13 protein-coding genes and 1 pseudogene are annotated in these 15,283 nt (G+C 63.2%); 8 read left to right on the forward strand and 6 right to left on the reverse strand.

Annotation, left to right across the window (positions count from 1 at the left end; translation table 11 throughout):
• The first annotated feature begins 382 nt into the window (after nt 1-382).
• Complete coding sequence (locus tag ACNJX8_RS25990) at nt 383-1,279, forward strand: LysR family transcriptional regulator (RefSeq protein WP_128934643.1); 897 nt, start codon at nt 383-385, stop codon at nt 1,277-1,279.
• A gap of 8 nt (nt 1,280-1,287) precedes the next feature.
• On the opposite strand, the gene ACNJX8_RS25995 is transcribed toward ACNJX8_RS25990, so the two are convergent.
• The 4 genes and pseudogenes from ACNJX8_RS25995 to ACNJX8_RS26010 form a co-directional block, all read right to left on the reverse strand.
• Complete coding sequence (locus ACNJX8_RS25995) at nt 1,288-2,367, reverse strand: isocitrate/isopropylmalate dehydrogenase family protein (RefSeq protein ID WP_128934644.1); 1,080 nt, start codon at nt 2,365-2,367, stop codon at nt 1,288-1,290.
• A 139-nt stretch (nt 2,368-2,506) separates the two neighbouring features.
• Nucleotides 2,507-3,988 carry an aldehyde dehydrogenase family protein gene (locus tag ACNJX8_RS26000; RefSeq protein ID WP_439357214.1) on the reverse strand — a complete coding sequence of 494 codons (1,482 nt, stop codon included), beginning with the start codon at nt 3,986-3,988 and terminating at the stop codon, nt 2,507-2,509.
• Nucleotides 3,989-4,079: 91 nt separating this feature from the next.
• Entirely contained in the window at nt 4,080-5,024 is a 945-nt protein-coding gene (locus ACNJX8_RS26005; RefSeq protein ID WP_439357215.1) for an NAD(P)-dependent oxidoreductase, read from the reverse strand.
• 23 nt (nt 5,025-5,047) lie between these two features.
• Nucleotides 5,048-5,341: pseudogene (locus ACNJX8_RS26010) on the reverse strand (sugar ABC transporter ATP-binding protein); the annotation flags it as partial.
• Nucleotides 5,342-5,736: 395 nt separating this feature from the next.
• On the opposite strand from ACNJX8_RS26010, the gene ACNJX8_RS26015 reads away from it, so the two are divergent.
• Complete coding sequence (locus tag ACNJX8_RS26015) at nt 5,737-6,246, forward strand: hypothetical protein (protein ID WP_128934647.1); 510 nt, start codon at nt 5,737-5,739, stop codon at nt 6,244-6,246.
• Between the two features lie 152 nt (nt 6,247-6,398).
• On the opposite strand, the gene ACNJX8_RS26020 is transcribed toward ACNJX8_RS26015, so the two are convergent.
• The gene (locus tag ACNJX8_RS26020; protein ID WP_091883780.1) at nt 6,399-6,911 is read right to left on the reverse strand and encodes an Lrp/AsnC family transcriptional regulator; all 513 of its coding nucleotides are present in this window, start codon (nt 6,909-6,911) and stop codon (nt 6,399-6,401) included.
• A gap of 166 nt (nt 6,912-7,077) precedes the next feature.
• Between ACNJX8_RS26020 and ACNJX8_RS26025 the strand changes: the two genes are divergently transcribed.
• From ACNJX8_RS26025 to ACNJX8_RS26050, 6 genes are read left to right on the forward strand one after another with little or no spacing between them, the layout of a single operon-like run.
• On the forward strand, nt 7,078-7,338 hold the full coding sequence (locus tag ACNJX8_RS26025; protein WP_128934648.1) for a hypothetical protein: 261 nt from the start codon (nt 7,078-7,080) through the stop codon (nt 7,336-7,338).
• The gene (locus tag ACNJX8_RS26030) at nt 7,335-8,567 is read left to right on the forward strand and encodes a 3-methyl-2-oxobutanoate dehydrogenase (2-methylpropanoyl-transferring) subunit alpha (RefSeq protein ID WP_439357216.1); all 1,233 of its coding nucleotides are present in this window, start codon (nt 7,335-7,337) and stop codon (nt 8,565-8,567) included. Before ACNJX8_RS26025 ends, ACNJX8_RS26030 begins: the two co-directional genes overlap by 4 nt.
• Nucleotides 8,568-8,570: 3 nt before the next feature.
• Nucleotides 8,571-9,584, forward strand: a complete 1,014-nt coding sequence (locus ACNJX8_RS26035) for an alpha-ketoacid dehydrogenase subunit beta (RefSeq protein ID WP_091883788.1) — start codon at nt 8,571-8,573, stop codon at nt 9,582-9,584.
• A 1-nt stretch (nt 9,585) separates the two neighbouring features.
• Nucleotides 9,586-10,857 carry a dihydrolipoamide acetyltransferase family protein gene (locus ACNJX8_RS26040; protein WP_439357217.1) on the forward strand — a complete coding sequence of 424 codons (1,272 nt, stop codon included), beginning with the start codon at nt 9,586-9,588 and terminating at the stop codon, nt 10,855-10,857.
• Between the two features lie 4 nt (nt 10,858-10,861).
• Nucleotides 10,862-12,259 carry a dihydrolipoyl dehydrogenase gene (gene lpdA, locus ACNJX8_RS26045; RefSeq protein ID WP_439357218.1) on the forward strand — a complete coding sequence of 466 codons (1,398 nt, stop codon included), beginning with the start codon at nt 10,862-10,864 and terminating at the stop codon, nt 12,257-12,259.
• A 15-nt stretch (nt 12,260-12,274) separates the two neighbouring features.
• Nucleotides 12,275-13,606 (forward strand): MFS transporter, encoded by a 1,332-nt coding sequence (locus tag ACNJX8_RS26050; protein ID WP_439357219.1) that lies wholly within the window; start codon nt 12,275-12,277, stop codon nt 13,604-13,606.
• Nucleotides 13,607-13,639: 33 nt separating this feature from the next.
• Here ACNJX8_RS26050 and ACNJX8_RS26055 read toward each other — a convergent pair whose 3' ends face one another.
• A complete protein-coding gene (locus tag ACNJX8_RS26055) occupies nt 13,640-15,274 on the reverse strand; it encodes a flavin-containing monooxygenase (RefSeq protein WP_439357220.1) in 1,635 nt (544 codons plus the stop codon).
• Nucleotides 15,275-15,283 lie beyond the last annotated feature (9 nt).

The following is a 15,283-nucleotide window of genomic DNA, read 5'->3' on the forward strand; positions in this document are numbered from 1 at the left end:
ACAACCCCATGCACAGTAGACATGGCATTGTCAGCAAAGGGGTTTTCGCGCGCCATTCTTCGGAGAACTGCTACGCACTCTTCCGGATCGTGGTCTGGAGATTTGACACGTCGGGCAAAACACCGGCATTATTCCATCATGCCCGCTTCACCCCTTGGCACGCCCCCCGGCCAGCCCACGTAACGCCAGCGACGGCCAGAACTCCGCCCAGAATTGCGCCGCCTCAAAGGCAGCAGCGATATGGAAGATCGTAGGTTCGTCGAGCCAGGCCGCGATGATCTGGTTTGATCAAGACTGCCGCCTTCTTGGCCAGATATACATGTCCATCCGCGTTGGGGTCATTCCGCATGGAGCGCATGAGCGCTGAACGAGGTATTCGGACTTGCCGAACATCAACCTGAAGCTTCTCCATACTTTCCTGCTCGCGGCCGAGCACGAAAGCTTCCGAAAGGCTGCGGAGGAATCGAACCGGTCGCCGTCTGCCATCAGCATGCAGGTTCGCGACCTGGAGGAGCAGATCGGCGTCCTGCTCTTTCGCAGGACACCGCAGAAGGTGTTGCTTACGCCTGAGGGTCGGATCCTGTTCGAACAGGCAAAGCGAGCCCTCCAGGAAGTTCAGTCCGGGTTGGATCTGCTGACCGAATCAGCGCAATCCCGCAGCCGTCACATTCGAATGGCTTGCGTTCCGACACTTGCGTCCGGATGGCTGCCCAACATCCTGGCGACATTCAAGGTCCGCTATCCGCGGAGCCAGGTCCAGCTCATGGAGCTCTCCACGACGCCCATGCTTGAACTGCTGAAGCGGCAAGATGTCGAGTTCGGCATTGGTCCGGAAGTCCCCGACATGGGGGATTATGAGTTCGAGCCTATCCTTGAAGATCCCCTTTTTGCCTGTGTACCGCCGGTATTCGACGAGGGACAATCAAGCATCGGATTCGCTGATCTCGTCGAAAAGCCGGTTATCCTGCTGTCGAAGACGACGGCGGTCCGAGGGCTGATCGACGAGACGCTGGAGACGCTCGCCGTCCGCCTCGATGTGCAATTCGAGGTCCAGGCCGCCACGACGGCGCTGGCCTTAGCAGCGTCCGGCCTCGGCATCGCAATCGTGCCGCGGGTCGCTCTGGTGCAGGCCGGCGTGCAGCAGTTTCGTGTCGTCCCGATCTCCGACCACGTCAAGCTCCGCCAGATCGGCTTGATCACCCCGCGCGGCCCTGTCAGGCGCCCGAACACCGAGCAATTGATTTCATTGATCCGCTCGAGCCTGGCCCAGCTGCGCTGACGCCGCGCTTAGAGTAACTTCAGAAGCGCATCGACGACCTGACCTGTCGTCGCACTGCCGCCGATGTCACGGGTCCTCAGCGCTGCATCCTCCAGCCCAGCGCGGACCGCGGCCTCGATCCTGTCGGCACCAAGCCGCAGCCGATTGTCCCGATAGCGCTGATCCAGCCACCGCAGCATCAGGATCGCCGCCAAGATCGTCCCATAGGGATTGGCGAGCCCCTTACCTGCGATGTCTGGCGCCGAGCCATGCGAGGCCTGGAAGAAACCGATCCCGTCCCCAACCTCTTCCGATGGCGACATGCCCATGCCGCCGACCGTGGCCGCACCGAGATCGGAAATGATGTCGCCGAACATGTTCTCGGTGACGATCACGTCGAAATGCGAGGGCTTGTTGATCAGATGAACCGTCATCGCGTCGACGAGGACGTGCTCGGCTTCGATGTCGGGATAGTCTTTGGCGACCTCGTCGAAGACAGCGCGAAAGAATGCATATGTGCGCAACACATTGGCCTTGTCGCAGCAGGTCACCCGGCGCCGACCGTCCTTTGGTGAACCATTCCGTGTTCTCGCAAGCTCGAATGCGAACCGGACGATACGTTCGATACCCTTCCGGGTCTGGACGAGCGTGTCGACTGCGACTTCCTCCCTGAGCAGCGCGCCGGCGCCGCGCGCGGCGTAGAGGCCCTCGCTGTTCTCCCTGACGATGACGTAGTCGATCGATCCCGGCCGCCCGAGCGGGGACGGCACGCCCTTGTACAGCTTGATCGGCCGCACATTGGCGAACAGGTCGAGCTTGAAGCGAAGCGAGAGCGTGAAATCGAGTCCGGCTTCGGTTCCGTCACGGTGAACCACACCGGGAATGCCGGCCGCGCCATGGAGAATGGCATCGGCTGTGCGGCAGCCCTCGAACGAGGTGGACGGAAACGAATCCCCGGTTTCGAGAAAATGCGTGGCGCCCGCGGGATATTCCGCAAAATGAAGCGTCCCGGCCTGGACACCGGCTTGCAGCACCGCGACCGCCGCACCAGCGACTTCGGGCCCGATGCCGTCTCCATGCACGACGGCGATCTTGTAACTATCCTTCATGATGCTCGCTCGACAAATTATCCTAACGCTGGTGACGTCACTTCGCCCGTGGCAGGACATGCACGATGTGGCATGGCCTCTCGCTGCTCTCGTCCGGCGGCGCGGCCACTGCCACGATCGGCCGCGCCGGGACGATCGATCAATCCAGCTTGATCCAGACGCCCTTCGTGTTCAGATATTCGTCGAGCTGTTCGGTGCCACCTTCGCGGCCATATCCGCTCATCTTGTAGCCGCCGAACGGCAACGCAGGATCGATGGCGTGATAGGTGTTCACCCACACCGATCCGGCGCGGAGGCTCCTCGAGATGAGGTGGGCCTTGCTCACGTCGCGCGTGAAGACACCCGCTGCAAGCCCGTATGGCGTCGCATTGGCGCGCGTCACGGCCTCATCGAGCGTGTCGAACGGCAGCGCGGAAATGACCGGACCAAAGATTTCATCACGGGCAATCTGCATGTTGTCGGAGACGCCGGCGAACACGGTCGGCGCGACGAAATTGCCCTTTGCGAGGGCGCCTTCCCTCAGCCTGTTGCCGCCGGTCACGACCTTCGCACCCTCGTCGCGCCCGCTCCGCAGGAAGCCTTCGACCTTGTCGAGCTGCCGCTCGGAGACCAGCGGTCCAATCTCCGTCGTGGGATCGGCACCATCACCGATCTTCAGGGCCGCGGCAAATTTCCCGAGCCGTTCGACCAGTTCGTCGTGGACCGTGCGCTCGACGAACAGGCGGGAGCCGGCGATGCAAATCTGGCCCGAATTGGCAAACGCCGCCATCGCGGCAATCGGGACAGCCTTGTCGAGGTCCGCGTCCGCGCAGACGATCACCGGTGACTTGCCGCCGAGTTCGAGCGACACCCGCTTGAGGTTGCCGGCCGAGGCACGAACGATTGCCTGCCCGGTTGCGGTGGATCCGGTGAAGACGATCTTGTCGACACCGGAGTGCTCGGCCAGCGGCGCCCCGGCTTCCGGCCCGGTCCCCGTCACGACATTGACCACGCCAGGCGGCACCCCTGCCTCGTTCATCAGATCAGCGATCAGCAACGGCGTCAGCGGCGCCTCTTCGGAGGGCTTGAGCACGATGGTGCAGCCGGTCGCCAGCGCGGGCCCGATCTTCCAGACCGACGCAGCCGTCGGCGCGTTCCAGGGAATGATGGCGCCAACGACGCCGACCGGCTCCTTGCGCGTGAACGAGACGATATCGCCCGGCAGCGAATTGTCGATCGTCTGCCCGTGGATCGCGGTTGCCATGCCGGCGTAGTATCTGAGCATGCCGAGCACGCGGAGCTTGTTCGCCCGCGTCCTGACGATCGGCATTCCCATGTCTGCCGTATCGGACTGGCTGATCTCCTCCCAGTGCTTCTCGAACAGGTCGGCGATCCGCAACAGCAGGGCCTGCCGCTCGAAGGGCTTGAAGCGGCTCCACGGGCCTTCGAGGGCGCGGCGGGCCGCGGTGACGGCAAGACCGATGTCGGCCTCGTCTGCCCGCGGCACGCGTCCGATCACCTCACCGGTCGCGGGGTTGCGCGTCTCGAAGACTTTACCCGAGCGGGCTTCCACCCACGCGCCGTCCACGAACATCTTTCGGGTTCGGCCGTCGATGGGAAATCGGATCTCAGCTTTTGTCATCGGTCTACTCCTGTCTCGCAGAGGCGATTGTCGGATGTGCGCCTCGTTTGATGTCGTGCTTACCTTGCAGCGATCGTCTCGGGAATGGGTTCTATGCAGCGGGCTGCTGTTTGCGGAGTAAGCGTGCCAGTTCCGGAATATAGGCCTGCCCGTGCCCGCTCTCGACCACCGCTGCCATCGCGCCGGCAACACCGTCGGCGATCGTCCCGCACGCGCCGGATGTGCCCGCCATCGTCCTGTAGTAGTTGATGTCCTTCAACGCATTGGCGATGAAGAACGGGACCGTCTCGACGTCGCCAGCCACGATGGCCGGCGCCAACCGCTGCAGCGCCACGCCGGCGCCACCGCCTTTGGCGAGAACATCGACGAAAACCGCGGGATCGACGCCTGCATCGGCCGCCTGCGCGGCTGCTTCGCTGAGAAGCGCCATGAAGCCGATCGAAACGTAGTTGTGGAGCAGCTTGAGCCGATGGCCGAAGCTCACGGGGCCGACCCGTTCGAGGCTCTCGGTGAAAGCGGCAAGGACGGCACGGACGCTTTGAAAGTCTGCTTCATCGCCGCCAACCAGAAGGTTCAACGTTCCCTCTTCCGCATGCCTGGCCGTGCGTGTCATCGGCGCATCGAGGAAGCTTCCGCCGGCGGCCCGGACCGCAGCGGCCATCCGCAACGTCGATTCCGGCAGCGCGGTCGAGCAATCGACGATGATTGTCCCCCTTCGCAGCCGGGGCAAGACGCCGGCATCGCCGGTAAGAATTGCTTCGACCTGCGGAGAGCCGGTCACGCAAAGGATGATGACATCGGATACGTCTGCCACGTCGCCCGGAGTCTTGCAGGCTGTAGCGCCGAGATCGACGAGATCGTCGACCGGCTGATTGCCCGGATGGTCGAGAAAGGCAAGGGGATAGCCGCCCCGCACCAGAACGTTCTTCGCAATTCCGTGCCCCATCAGGCCGACACCAATAACGCCCACCTTCATCGCGATACCTCGCTGATCATTCGCATCTCTGGTTGGACTTGACGGCGTTGCCTGCCGCACGATCGTGTTGGAAAATCCATCATTTAGTGGACGGCCGCGTACATGATCTGCTGCTCAGTCGCATCAGTCGCCTTGATTTCCTCGACGATCTTGCCGCGCTTGGCGACCAGGATGCGGTCTGAGAGCGCCAAGACTTCCGGCAGGTAGGACGAAATCACGACCACGGCCAAACCTTCGTCGGCGAGGCCGTTGATGAACTGGTGGATCTCGACGATAGCTCCGACATCGACGCCGCGGGTGGGTTCATCGAAGATGATGAGCCTCGGCTTCTGGATCAGCGATCTCGCGATGACCACCTTCTGCGAAGACGCGACCGAGCCGCACTGTTGCGCAAGATTGATCGCTCGCGACCATCGTTTCCTGCCTGCATTTGGTTGTTGTTTGTGCGGCAAGATGAGCGACGCCACCCCGTTTCTTGCAAGGCGCATTTTCTGACCCCCTGTTTGGCTTTTCTGATGTACCGGTGTTTTGATACGAACCACCAAGGAAGCAGGAGACCACTCGCTTGGAGCGGCCGCCGCGCGCTTCGGCCCGCGCGAGCTCGAGTCACCTTCCGGCCTTCAGCGATCGAGAAAAACTGACGCCCCCTTCAGAAATACTGCGCTGCTTCGGCGTTGCCTCGGCGCTCTGTCCATCTAAGATCGGCTCTCGATCGACGTGTCTGTCAATCAAAACGAACCAAGCTGACTTGGTCGATTAGGGAGGTACCGGCATGAAAATTCGCAGGCTGCTGGCGCTTGCGGGCGTGTTCTTTGGCATGAGCACGGTTGCACTGGCTCAAAGTCAAGCCGACGACGAGTGCCAAAATCCGGGAAACGACGAGCTTCTGAAGCAAGGATGCGCTTATCTCGACGAGTTCATGAAAGCGTTCAACTCGCGAGATGCGGAAGCCTGGTCCAAGACGGTTCACTATCCGCATATAAGAATCGCTGGCGGGCAGGTGCAGGTCTGGAACACGCCGGAAGAATATGCGCAATCGAACGATGCGAAACAGTTGGCGCAGGCTTCGACATGGGCTCGCTCAGCGTGGACGTCTCGCAAATTGGTGCAGAAATCCGACGACAAACTCCACTTTGTCACGAGATTCACGCGCTATGACGCCAATGACAAGCCGATACTATCCGCCGACTCTTTCTACGTGATCGTCAAGAGAGATGGCCGCTGGGGAGCTCTGGTACGATCGAGTTACGTCGGCATCATCGGCAAGAAGACCGCCTTCTGACGAACGACCTTTCGGAGTGAACGCAAGGAGCAGACGTCAAACCGAGTGGCGTCTGCGTGTTCACATCGCCATCGGCGCGATTTGGCCTTCGCGACGGCGCCCGAGCCGAAGGGCGACCAGCCCGACACCCTCGCGCTGATGAGCCGCACACATTAGACCTGGACCGAGGTCAGCTTCTTCAGGCAGCGCAACGCGAAGGACGATCGGCTGTGGCGAATGCCGGGAATGCGATAGAGCTTTTCGCGCAGGAAGCGCTCGTATCCGGCGGTGCTTTCGACAGCCACCTTCACGACGTAATCGTAGTCGCCGGTCGTGAGATAGGCTTCGATCACCTCCGGCAGGTTCGTGAGCAGCTGGCCGAAACGTTCGAGCACCTCCTCGTCGTGGTGGTCGAGCGTCACTTCTATGATGACCGTTTCGGGCAGGCCGAGCTTCTCCTGATTGAGCAGTGCGACATAGCCATCGATATAGCCTTGGGTTTCGAGCCGCTTCAGCCTGTTCCAGCACGGCGTGGTGGAGAGCCCGATTTCGTCGGCAAGCTGCGCTGTCGTCAGTCGCGCATCCTGCTGCAGTGCGCGGAGGATTTTGCGGTCGATCTCGTCAAGGCGAAGCGAATCCTTGCGCGGAGCCTTAGCTGGCCGCGCCGCACGTCTGACCTTCGCCATATCCAGAACTCCATTCTATTTATCGGCACAATTGCCAGAATGATTCCACCTCGAATGACCGAATTACCCAGATAATTGGAACAAAAATCCAGTTATTGGCCAGTACAAACATACTACGTTTAGGGAGGAGCGGACGGTGTTTTTTCTCGAGCTCAGGAGCAGCGATATGCATGCCGCCCTCGGCCGGCTGCTCGATCAGGCGCGCGTCGCCGGCCTTAAGCTCGCGGCCGTCAGCGCCCAAGCCGAAGCGGACGTGTACCGGATATCAGCGTCCATCGACATCACGGATCGTGACGCTATTGACCGTCTCGCCCGCCGCGTTGGTACTGTGGTCTGCATTGGTGCCGTCGAGGTGCGCGGCGAATGCGACGTCGCGCTGCCGAGCCCGGCGCCGCATCTCTCGCTTGAAATGAGGTCGCGCCCATGACCGACAACGCGCCACTTTCCCTTCACGTCCCCGAACCGGCCGTGCGCCCGGGCGACACGCCCGATTTCTCCAACATCCGCATCCCTCGCGCCGGCCAGGTCGCACGCCCCGAGGTCGACGTCGATGCCGAGGCGATCCGCGACCTCGCCTTCTCCGTCATCCGCGTGCTCAATCGCGACGGCGAAGCCGTCGGCCCTTGGGCGGGATTGCTCTCCGACGACGAATTGCTGGAAGGCCTGCGTCACATGATGACGTTGCGCGCTTTCGATGCGCGCATGCAGATGGCGCAGCGGCAGGGCAAGACGTCCTTCTACATGCAGCACATGGGCGAGGAAGCCGTGAGCTGCGCCTTCCGCAAGGCGCTGTCGCCGGGCGACATGAACTTTCCGACCTATCGCCAGGCGGGACTGCTGATCGCGGGCGGCTATTCGCTGGTGGATATGGCCTGCCAGATCTACTCCAACACCCATGATCCCCTGAAGGGACGCCAGCTGCCCGTGATGTATTCCTCGAGGGAGCACGGCTTCTTCTCGATCTCCGGCAATCTCGCCACCCAGTACATCCAGGCGGTCGGCTGGGCGATGGCGTCCGCGATCAAGAACGATACCAAGATCGCCGTCGGCTGGATCGGCGACGGCGCCACCGCCGAGTCTGACTTCCATGCCGCGCTAGTATTCGCCTCGACCTATCGCGCGCCGGTCGTGCTCAACATCGTCAACAATCAATGGGCCATCTCGACCTTCCAGGGCATCGCGCGCGGCGGCTCCGGCACCTTCGCGGCGCGCGGTCTCGGCTTCGGCATTCCGGCGCTGCGGGTCGACGGCAACGACTATCTCGCGGTCCATGCCGTGGCGAAATGGGCCTGCGAGCGCGCACGCCGCAATCTCGGCCCGACTCTCGTCGAACACGTGACCTACCGCGTCGGCGCGCACTCCACCTCGGATGATCCCGCGGGCTATCGGCCGAAGACGGAATCCGAGGCGTGGCCGCTGGGAGATCCCGTGATCAGGTTGAAGAACCATTTGATCGTACGCGGCGCCTGGTCGGAAGAGCGGCACAAGCAGACTGAGGCGGAAATCCTGGACACCGTGATCTCAGCGCAGAAGGAAGCCGAAGCCTTCGGCACGCTTCATTCGGAGCAACGTCCGTCGGCGCGCGATATGTTCGAAGGCGTGTTTTCGCAGATGCCGCCGCACCTGCGCCGGCAGCGCCAGGAAGCAGGAGTTTAAGCCATGCCGCGCCGAACCATGATCGAGGCGATCCGCGAGGCCATGGACGTGATGATGTCGCGCGATGACGACGTCGTCGTGTTCGGCGAGGACGTCGGCTATTTTGGCGGCGTATTTCGCGCGAGCCAAGGGCTGCAGGCGAAATACGGCAAGAGCCGCTGCTTTGATACGCCGATCAGCGAGCTCGGCATCGTCGGCGCTGCAGTCGGCATGGCGGCCTACGGCCTAAAACCCTGCGTCGAGATCCAGTTCGCCGACTACATGTATCCGGCCTACGACCAGATCGTCTCCGAAGCCGCGAGGCTGCGCTATCGCTCGAACGGCCAGTTCACCTGTCCGGTTGTGGTGCGCATGCCGACAGGCGGCGGCATCTTCGGTGGACAGACACACAGCCAAAGCCCGGAAGCGCTGTTCACCCATGTCTGTGGCATCAAGACCGTGGTGCCCTCGAATCCAAGCGACGCCAAGGGCCTCCTGATCGCCGCGATCGAGGATCCCGACCCGGTCATCTTCCTTGAGCCGAAGCGGCTCTACAACGGCCCGTTCGATGGCCACCATGATCGTCCCGTGACGCCGTGGTCGAAGCACGATCTCGGTGAAGTCGCCGAGGGGCACTACACCGTGCCGCTCGGCCGCGCCGCGATCCGCCGACAGGGCGAAGCCGTCACGATCCTGGCCTATGGCACGATGGTCCATGTCGCCGAAAGCGCGGCAGCCGAGACCGGCATCGATGCCGAGATCATCGATCTCCGCACCCTTCTGCCGCTCGACCTCGACACCATTGAAGCCTCGGTCAAGAAGACCGGGCGCTGCGTGATCGTGCATGAGGCAACGTTGACGTCCGGCTTCGGCGCCGAGCTCTGCGCGCTGGTGCAGACGCGCTGCTTCTATCATCTGGAAGCGCCGATCGCGCGCGTCGCGGGTTGGGACACACCCTACCCGCACGCCCAGGAATGGGACTACTTCCCGGGCCCGGCGCGAGTCAGTCGCGCGCTGGCCGAAACGCTGGAGGCCTGAGATGACCGAGCGTGTCGTCAGGTTGCCCGACGTCGGCGAAGGCATCGCCGAAGCCGAGCTGGTGGAGTGGCAGGTACAGGTCGGCGATCTCGTGCGCGAGGATGCTGTGCTCGGCGCCGTCATGACCGACAAGGCCACGGTCGAGATTCCCTCTCCAGCCGAAGGACGTGTGGTCTGGCTCGCCGGCAAGGTTGGCGACATGCTTGCGATCGGCTCCGACTTCGTCCGGCTCGACGTGGACGGCAAGGGCGAAACGTCCACCACGACTGCGGCGCCGGCAGTGCAAACGACGAGCGCGCCAGCACGAAAAGCGGGTCATGCGGCGCGCGCCACGCCAGCGATCGCACCCGCGCATGTTGCACCCTCCCCGCAGCCTCTGGCGACACCGGCCCGTCGCGAAGGCGAACGGCCATTGGCAGCGCCCGCGGTCCGTCTCCGCGCGCGCGAGGCGGGAATCGACCTGCGCCAGTTGCACGGCTCCGGCCCGGCCGGTCGAATCACCCACGACGATCTCGACAGCTACATCGCACGTGGCTCCGACGACGCGCCCGCGCTGCGGAGCCGACCCAAGACGGCCGTCGCGGATACCAAGGTCGTCGGCCTGCGCCGCAAGATCGCCGAGAGAATGTCGATCGCAAATGCGCGGATCCCGCACATTACCTATGTCGAGGAGGTCGACGTCACCGCGCTCGAAGATCTTCGCGCAAAGCTCAACGAGCAGAAGCGCACCGACAGGCCCAAGCTGACGCTGCTGCCGTTCCTGATGCAAGCTATCGTGCGTGCCGTCGCCGCACAGCCCGAGCTCAACGCCCATTTCGATGACGAGGCCGGCATCGTGCACCAGCACGCCGCCGTCCACATGGGGATTGCGACGCAAACCGGGGCTGGCCTCATGGTGCCGGTCGTCCGCCACACGGAGGCGCGCGATCTCTTCGACTGCGCGGCCGAGGTGATCCGTGTCACCGAGGCGGCGCGGAACGGCACGGCTACGCGCGACGAGCTCATCGGTTCGACCATCACGATCACTTCACTCGGCGCGCTAGGTGGGCTTGCGACGACGCCGATTATCAATCACCCCGAGGTCGCAATCGTCGGGGTCAATCGAATCGCAATACGTCCGCACTGGGACGGCGCAGGCTTCGTGCCGCGCAAGATGATGAATCTGTCGTCGAGCTTCGATCACCGCGTGATCGACGGTTTCAACGCCGCGCTGTTCGTGCAGCGGATCAAGACGCAACTCGAAACGCCCGCCATGATCTTCATTGACGCATAAGACTATGAACGACACCACCTGTAAGCTTCTCGTCATAGGCGCGGGCCCCGGCGGCTACACCTGTGCGATCCGGGCGGGCCAGCTCGGCATCGACACCGTGGTCGTCGAGTCCGAAAAGCCGGGAGGAACCTGCCTCAACATCGGCTGCATCCCCTCGAAGGCCCTGATCCACGCGGCCGACACTTACGAGACGGTCGCACGTGCCGCCGGCGGCAAGGCTCAGCTCGGCATCTCCGCCCTAAAGCCGTCACTCGACTTCACCAAAACCATCGCCTGGAAGGACGATATCGTGCGGCGTCTCAATGGCGGCGTGAGCGGACTGTTGAAGCGCGCCGGCGTCAGATATGTGGCCGGACACGCGAGCTTTCACGACGGCAAGACCGTCGAGGTTCACACGACCAACGGCGTTCAGCTGATCCATGCCGAAACCATCGTGATCGCCACAGGTTCGGCGCCGATCGAGCTACCGTCCCTTCCTTTCGGCGGCCGCGTCATCTCATCGACAGATGCCCTGGCGCTTGCCGAGGTGCCCAAGCGGCTGATCGTCGTCGGTGGCGGCTACATCGGCCTCGAACTCGGCACGGCCTTTGCCAAACTCGGCGCCGACGTCACCGTGGTCGAGGCCACACCGCGCATTCTGCCGCAATATGACGGCGAGCTGAGCGACCCCGTTGCCAGGCGACTCCGTGCGCTGGGCGTTACGATCCTGACAAGCGCGAAAGCCAAAGCGTTGGTCGCGGAAGGCACGGCGCTTCTGATCGAAACCGCCGACGGCGGACAGACAACGGTCGAAGCCGACAAGATCCTGGTCACGGTCGGCCGTAAGCCAGCGACGTCAGGCTTCGGCCTCGAGCTGCTCGATCTCGACATGGACGGCCCCTACATCCGCATCGACGATCGATGCCGAACCTCGATGCGCGGCGTATTCGCGATCGGCGACGTCACGGGCGAGCCGATGCTGGCGCACCGCGCCATGGCGCAAGGCGAGATGGTCGCCGAAATCGTCGCAGGCCACCGTCGCGCCTGGGACCGCGTCGCAATTCCCGCGATCTGCTTCACCGATCCCGAGATCGTCACGGTCGGCCTCTCACCAAGCGAGGCGCGGGACAAGGGTCTTGAGGTCAAGTCCGATCTGTTTCCGTTCAAGGCCAGCGGTCGTGCGCTCACGCTGGATCGGGACGACGGCTTCATCCGCACAGTGGCGCGTGCCGACAATCATGTCTTGCTCGGGATTCAGGGCGTGGGCCCGGGCCTCGCCGAGTTGTCAGCGGCGTTCAGTCTGGCGCTGGAGATGGGCGCGCGCCTCGAGGACATCGCCCTGACCATCCATGCCCATCCGACTCTGAGCGAGGGCTTTCATGAGGCCGCGCTGAGATCACTAGGCCATGCAATTCATGTCTAAAACATAGGGGGAACCATGAGCCAGACCACGACCTTTGCCGACGCTGCAAGCGGTGCGAGAAGCAGCATCGAGACCTCGACCATCCGCGCCATCTCCTGGCGCCTGATTCCGTTCTTGGTGCTGGCCTACTTCTTCTCCTATCTCGACCGCGTCAATCTCGGCTTCGCCGCGCTGACCATGAATGCGGAGCTGAAGTTCACGCCGCTGATCTTCTCCTGGGGCGCCGGCATCTTCTTCATCGGCTATTTCATCTTCGAGGTGCCGAGCAACCTTGCGCTGGAAAAATTCGGCGCCAGCCGCTGGATCGCCCGCATCATGGTGACCTGGGGCGTCATCTCGGCGCTGATGGCGCTGGTCAGCGGTGTCACCAGCTTCTACGTTTTGCGCTTCCTGCTCGGCGTCGCCGAGGCCGGCTTCTTCCCGGGCATCATCCTGTATCTGACCTATTGGTATCCGGCCGAATATCGCGCCCGCTTCCTCGCCGCCTTCGCCATCGCCGTGCCGGTCTCGACCGTGATCGGCGCGCCGGTCTCGGGCCTCTTGCTCGGGCTCGACGGCATGATGGGGCTGAAGGGCTGGCAGTGGCTGTTCATCATTGAGGGCATCCCTTCGGTGCTGCTCGGCCTCGTCACCTGGTTCTATCTCACCGACAGACCGGAAAAGGCGAATTGGCTCTCGGCCGAGCAGAAGGCCTGGCTCAAGGCCAAGCTCGATTCCGAGATCGCCGCCAAGCAGGCGGTGAAGCATCCCTCGCTCGGCCAGGCGCTGTCGTCGCCGAAGGTGATCGCGCTCAGCCTGATCTATTTCGGCTTCGTCGGCGCACTCTATGGCATGCAGTTCTGGCTGCCGCAGATCGTCAAGGCGTTCGGCCTCACCAACGCGCAGACCGGCTTCGTCACCGCGATCCCCTATCTGTTCGGCACCATCGCCATGATCCTGTGGGCGCGGCATTCGGATGCGAGCCGCGAGCGCGTGATGCATGTCGGCGCGCCGCTGCTGCTCACCGCCGTTGCGCTCGGCATCTCCTCCTATCTCACCGACCCCACCCTCACGATGGTGGTGCTGACGGTGGCCGCGATCGGGGTGTTCTGCTGCTTTGGCGTGTTCTGGACGCTGCCGACCGCCTGGCTGTCCGGCACGGCGGCGGCCGGCGCCATCGCGCTGATCAACTCGATCGGCAATCTCGCCGGCTTCGGCGGGCCCTATCTGATCGGCTGGGTCAAGGAAGCCACCGGCCAGACCTCGACTGGTCTTCTCGTGCTCGCCGTCCTGCCGCTGATCGCCGGCCTCCTGGTCTTCGTCGGCGGCCACGACAGCAAGCAGGAGTTTGCTGAACGGGGGCGGTAAGCAGCGTGCATGCGGTCTCCTCGGTTGCGGCTGTCAGGCCGCGACCATCGTTCGTCCGCGCTCGAACACGAAGTCGCGGTACCCGGCCTCGATCGCGGCGGCACAATACTCCCGGTATTTTGGAAAGCCGCCCGTGAACAGCGACAGCCCTTGCGCCTTGTCCTTAACATTGGTGCCGACGTACCAGGTCTTCGCCTTGGTCAGCAGCGAACGCTGGGCAAGCTTGAATACCAGCGTCATCCATTCGTCTTCCGCCTGCCTGGTCGGTTCGATGGTGTCGAGACCCTGGTCCGCCATATGCGTGATCGTGTGCGCGATCCAGTCGACGTCGTTCTCGCTGATCCTGACGATGTTGGCGAGCGCGGCGGGGCCGTTGGGTCCGGTGGTCATGAAGAGGTTCGGAAACCCTTCCATCATGAGACCGAGATACGACCGTGCTCCTGCCTTCCATTTCTCATTGACTGTCCGGCCGTCGCGGCCGACGACGTCGAAGGCAGTCAACGCTCCCGTCAGCCCGTCATAGCCGGTCGCGAAGATCAGCATGTCGAGTGCGGTTTCACTCGATTGCGTCCGCACGCCTTGCGCCGTGATCTCCACGATCGGATCGGTGACGCAATCGATCAGGTGGACATTCGGCCGGTTGAAGGTCTCGTAGTAGCCTGTATCCAGGCACGGACGACGGGCGAAGATCGGATAGCCGCGCGGCTTCAGCCTCTCCGCAGTGACGGGATCGGCGACGACGCCGTTGATCTTGCCGCGCACGAACTCCGCCACGTGCTCGTTGGCTTCCTCGTTGCTCAGAAGATCCGTGAAAGTGCCGAGCATGGCCAGCCCTCCGGCCTTCCAGGCGTCTTCGAGCAATTCGCGGCGGCGCGACGGCGTCACACTGAAGAAGGCCCGCGTCGTCCACGGGCGCACGCCGCCATTCGGGCTGTTACGGGCCGCCTCGCGAATGCCGGTATAGTTACGCTTGACCTCGGCCACGTAGTCGGGATCGAGCTTCTGGTTGCGCATCGGCATCGTGAAGCTCGGCGTGCGCTGGAACACGTAGAGCTCGCCGGCCTGCCGGCCCACCTCCTGCACGATCTGAATGCCGGTCGATCCGGTACCGATCACGCCGACGCGCTTGCCTTCATAGCTGACGGGATGATGCGGCCAGCGGCCGGCCCGCAACAACTCGCCCGCGTAGCGTGCGACGCCGGGGATCTCGGGATCCCTGGGCACCGAGAGCGGGCCGGTCGCCATCACGCAGTAGGTCGCTTCGACCATCTCGCCGCGATCTGTCGTCACCGACCAGAGTTTTCGCGACTTATCCCAGACGGCGCTAACGATGCGCGTGTTGAACTGGTAGTGCTTGCGCAGGTCGAGGCGATCGGCGACGAAGTTGAAGTAGGCCAAGAGTTCCGGCTGCGAGGCGAATTCTTCCGACCAGGTCCATTCCTGCTCGATCTCGGGCGAGAACGAATAGCTGTAGTCGATGCTCGGCAGGTCGACGCGCGCGCCCGGATAGCGGTTCCAATACCACACGCCGCCGACATCGCCGCCCGCTTCGTAGGCCGCGATGTTCAGACCCATCTCGCGTAGCTTATAGACGGCGTAGAGACCGCCGAATCCCGCGCCGATGACGACCACGTCCAGGCGCCGTCCCTTCACATCTGCATGGCTCATATTGGCATT

It is taken from the genome of Bradyrhizobium sp. SPXBL-04, from assembly GCF_051853035.1.
GTDB classification, from domain to species: domain Bacteria; phylum Pseudomonadota; class Alphaproteobacteria; order Rhizobiales; family Xanthobacteraceae; genus Bradyrhizobium; species Bradyrhizobium zhanjiangense.

Coding starts and splice junctions, on each gene's coding strand:
- lpdA (WP_439357218.1), top strand. CDS start 10,862: ATGAACGACACCACCTGTAAGCTTCTCGTCATAGGCGCGGGCCCCGGC.
- ACNJX8_RS26020 (WP_091883780.1), bottom strand. CDS start 6,911: ATGGCGAAGGTCAGACGTGCGGCGCGGCCAGCTAAGGCTCCGCGCAAG.
- ACNJX8_RS26055 (WP_439357220.1), bottom strand. CDS start 15,274: ATGAGCCATGCAGATGTGAAGGGACGGCGCCTGGACGTGGTCGTCATC.
- ACNJX8_RS26035 (WP_091883788.1), top strand. CDS start 8,571: ATGCCGCGCCGAACCATGATCGAGGCGATCCGCGAGGCCATGGACGTG.
- ACNJX8_RS26040 (WP_439357217.1), top strand. CDS start 9,586: ATGACCGAGCGTGTCGTCAGGTTGCCCGACGTCGGCGAAGGCATCGCC.
- ACNJX8_RS26025 (WP_128934648.1), top strand. CDS start 7,078: ATGCATGCCGCCCTCGGCCGGCTGCTCGATCAGGCGCGCGTCGCCGGC.
- ACNJX8_RS25995 (WP_128934644.1), bottom strand. CDS start 2,367: ATGAAGGATAGTTACAAGATCGCCGTCGTGCATGGAGACGGCATCGGG.
- ACNJX8_RS26050 (WP_439357219.1), top strand. CDS start 12,275: ATGAGCCAGACCACGACCTTTGCCGACGCTGCAAGCGGTGCGAGAAGC.
- ACNJX8_RS26000 (WP_439357214.1), bottom strand. CDS start 3,988: ATGACAAAAGCTGAGATCCGATTTCCCATCGACGGCCGAACCCGAAAG.
- ACNJX8_RS26015 (WP_128934647.1), top strand. CDS start 5,737: ATGAAAATTCGCAGGCTGCTGGCGCTTGCGGGCGTGTTCTTTGGCATG.
- ACNJX8_RS26030 (WP_439357216.1), top strand. CDS start 7,335: ATGACCGACAACGCGCCACTTTCCCTTCACGTCCCCGAACCGGCCGTG.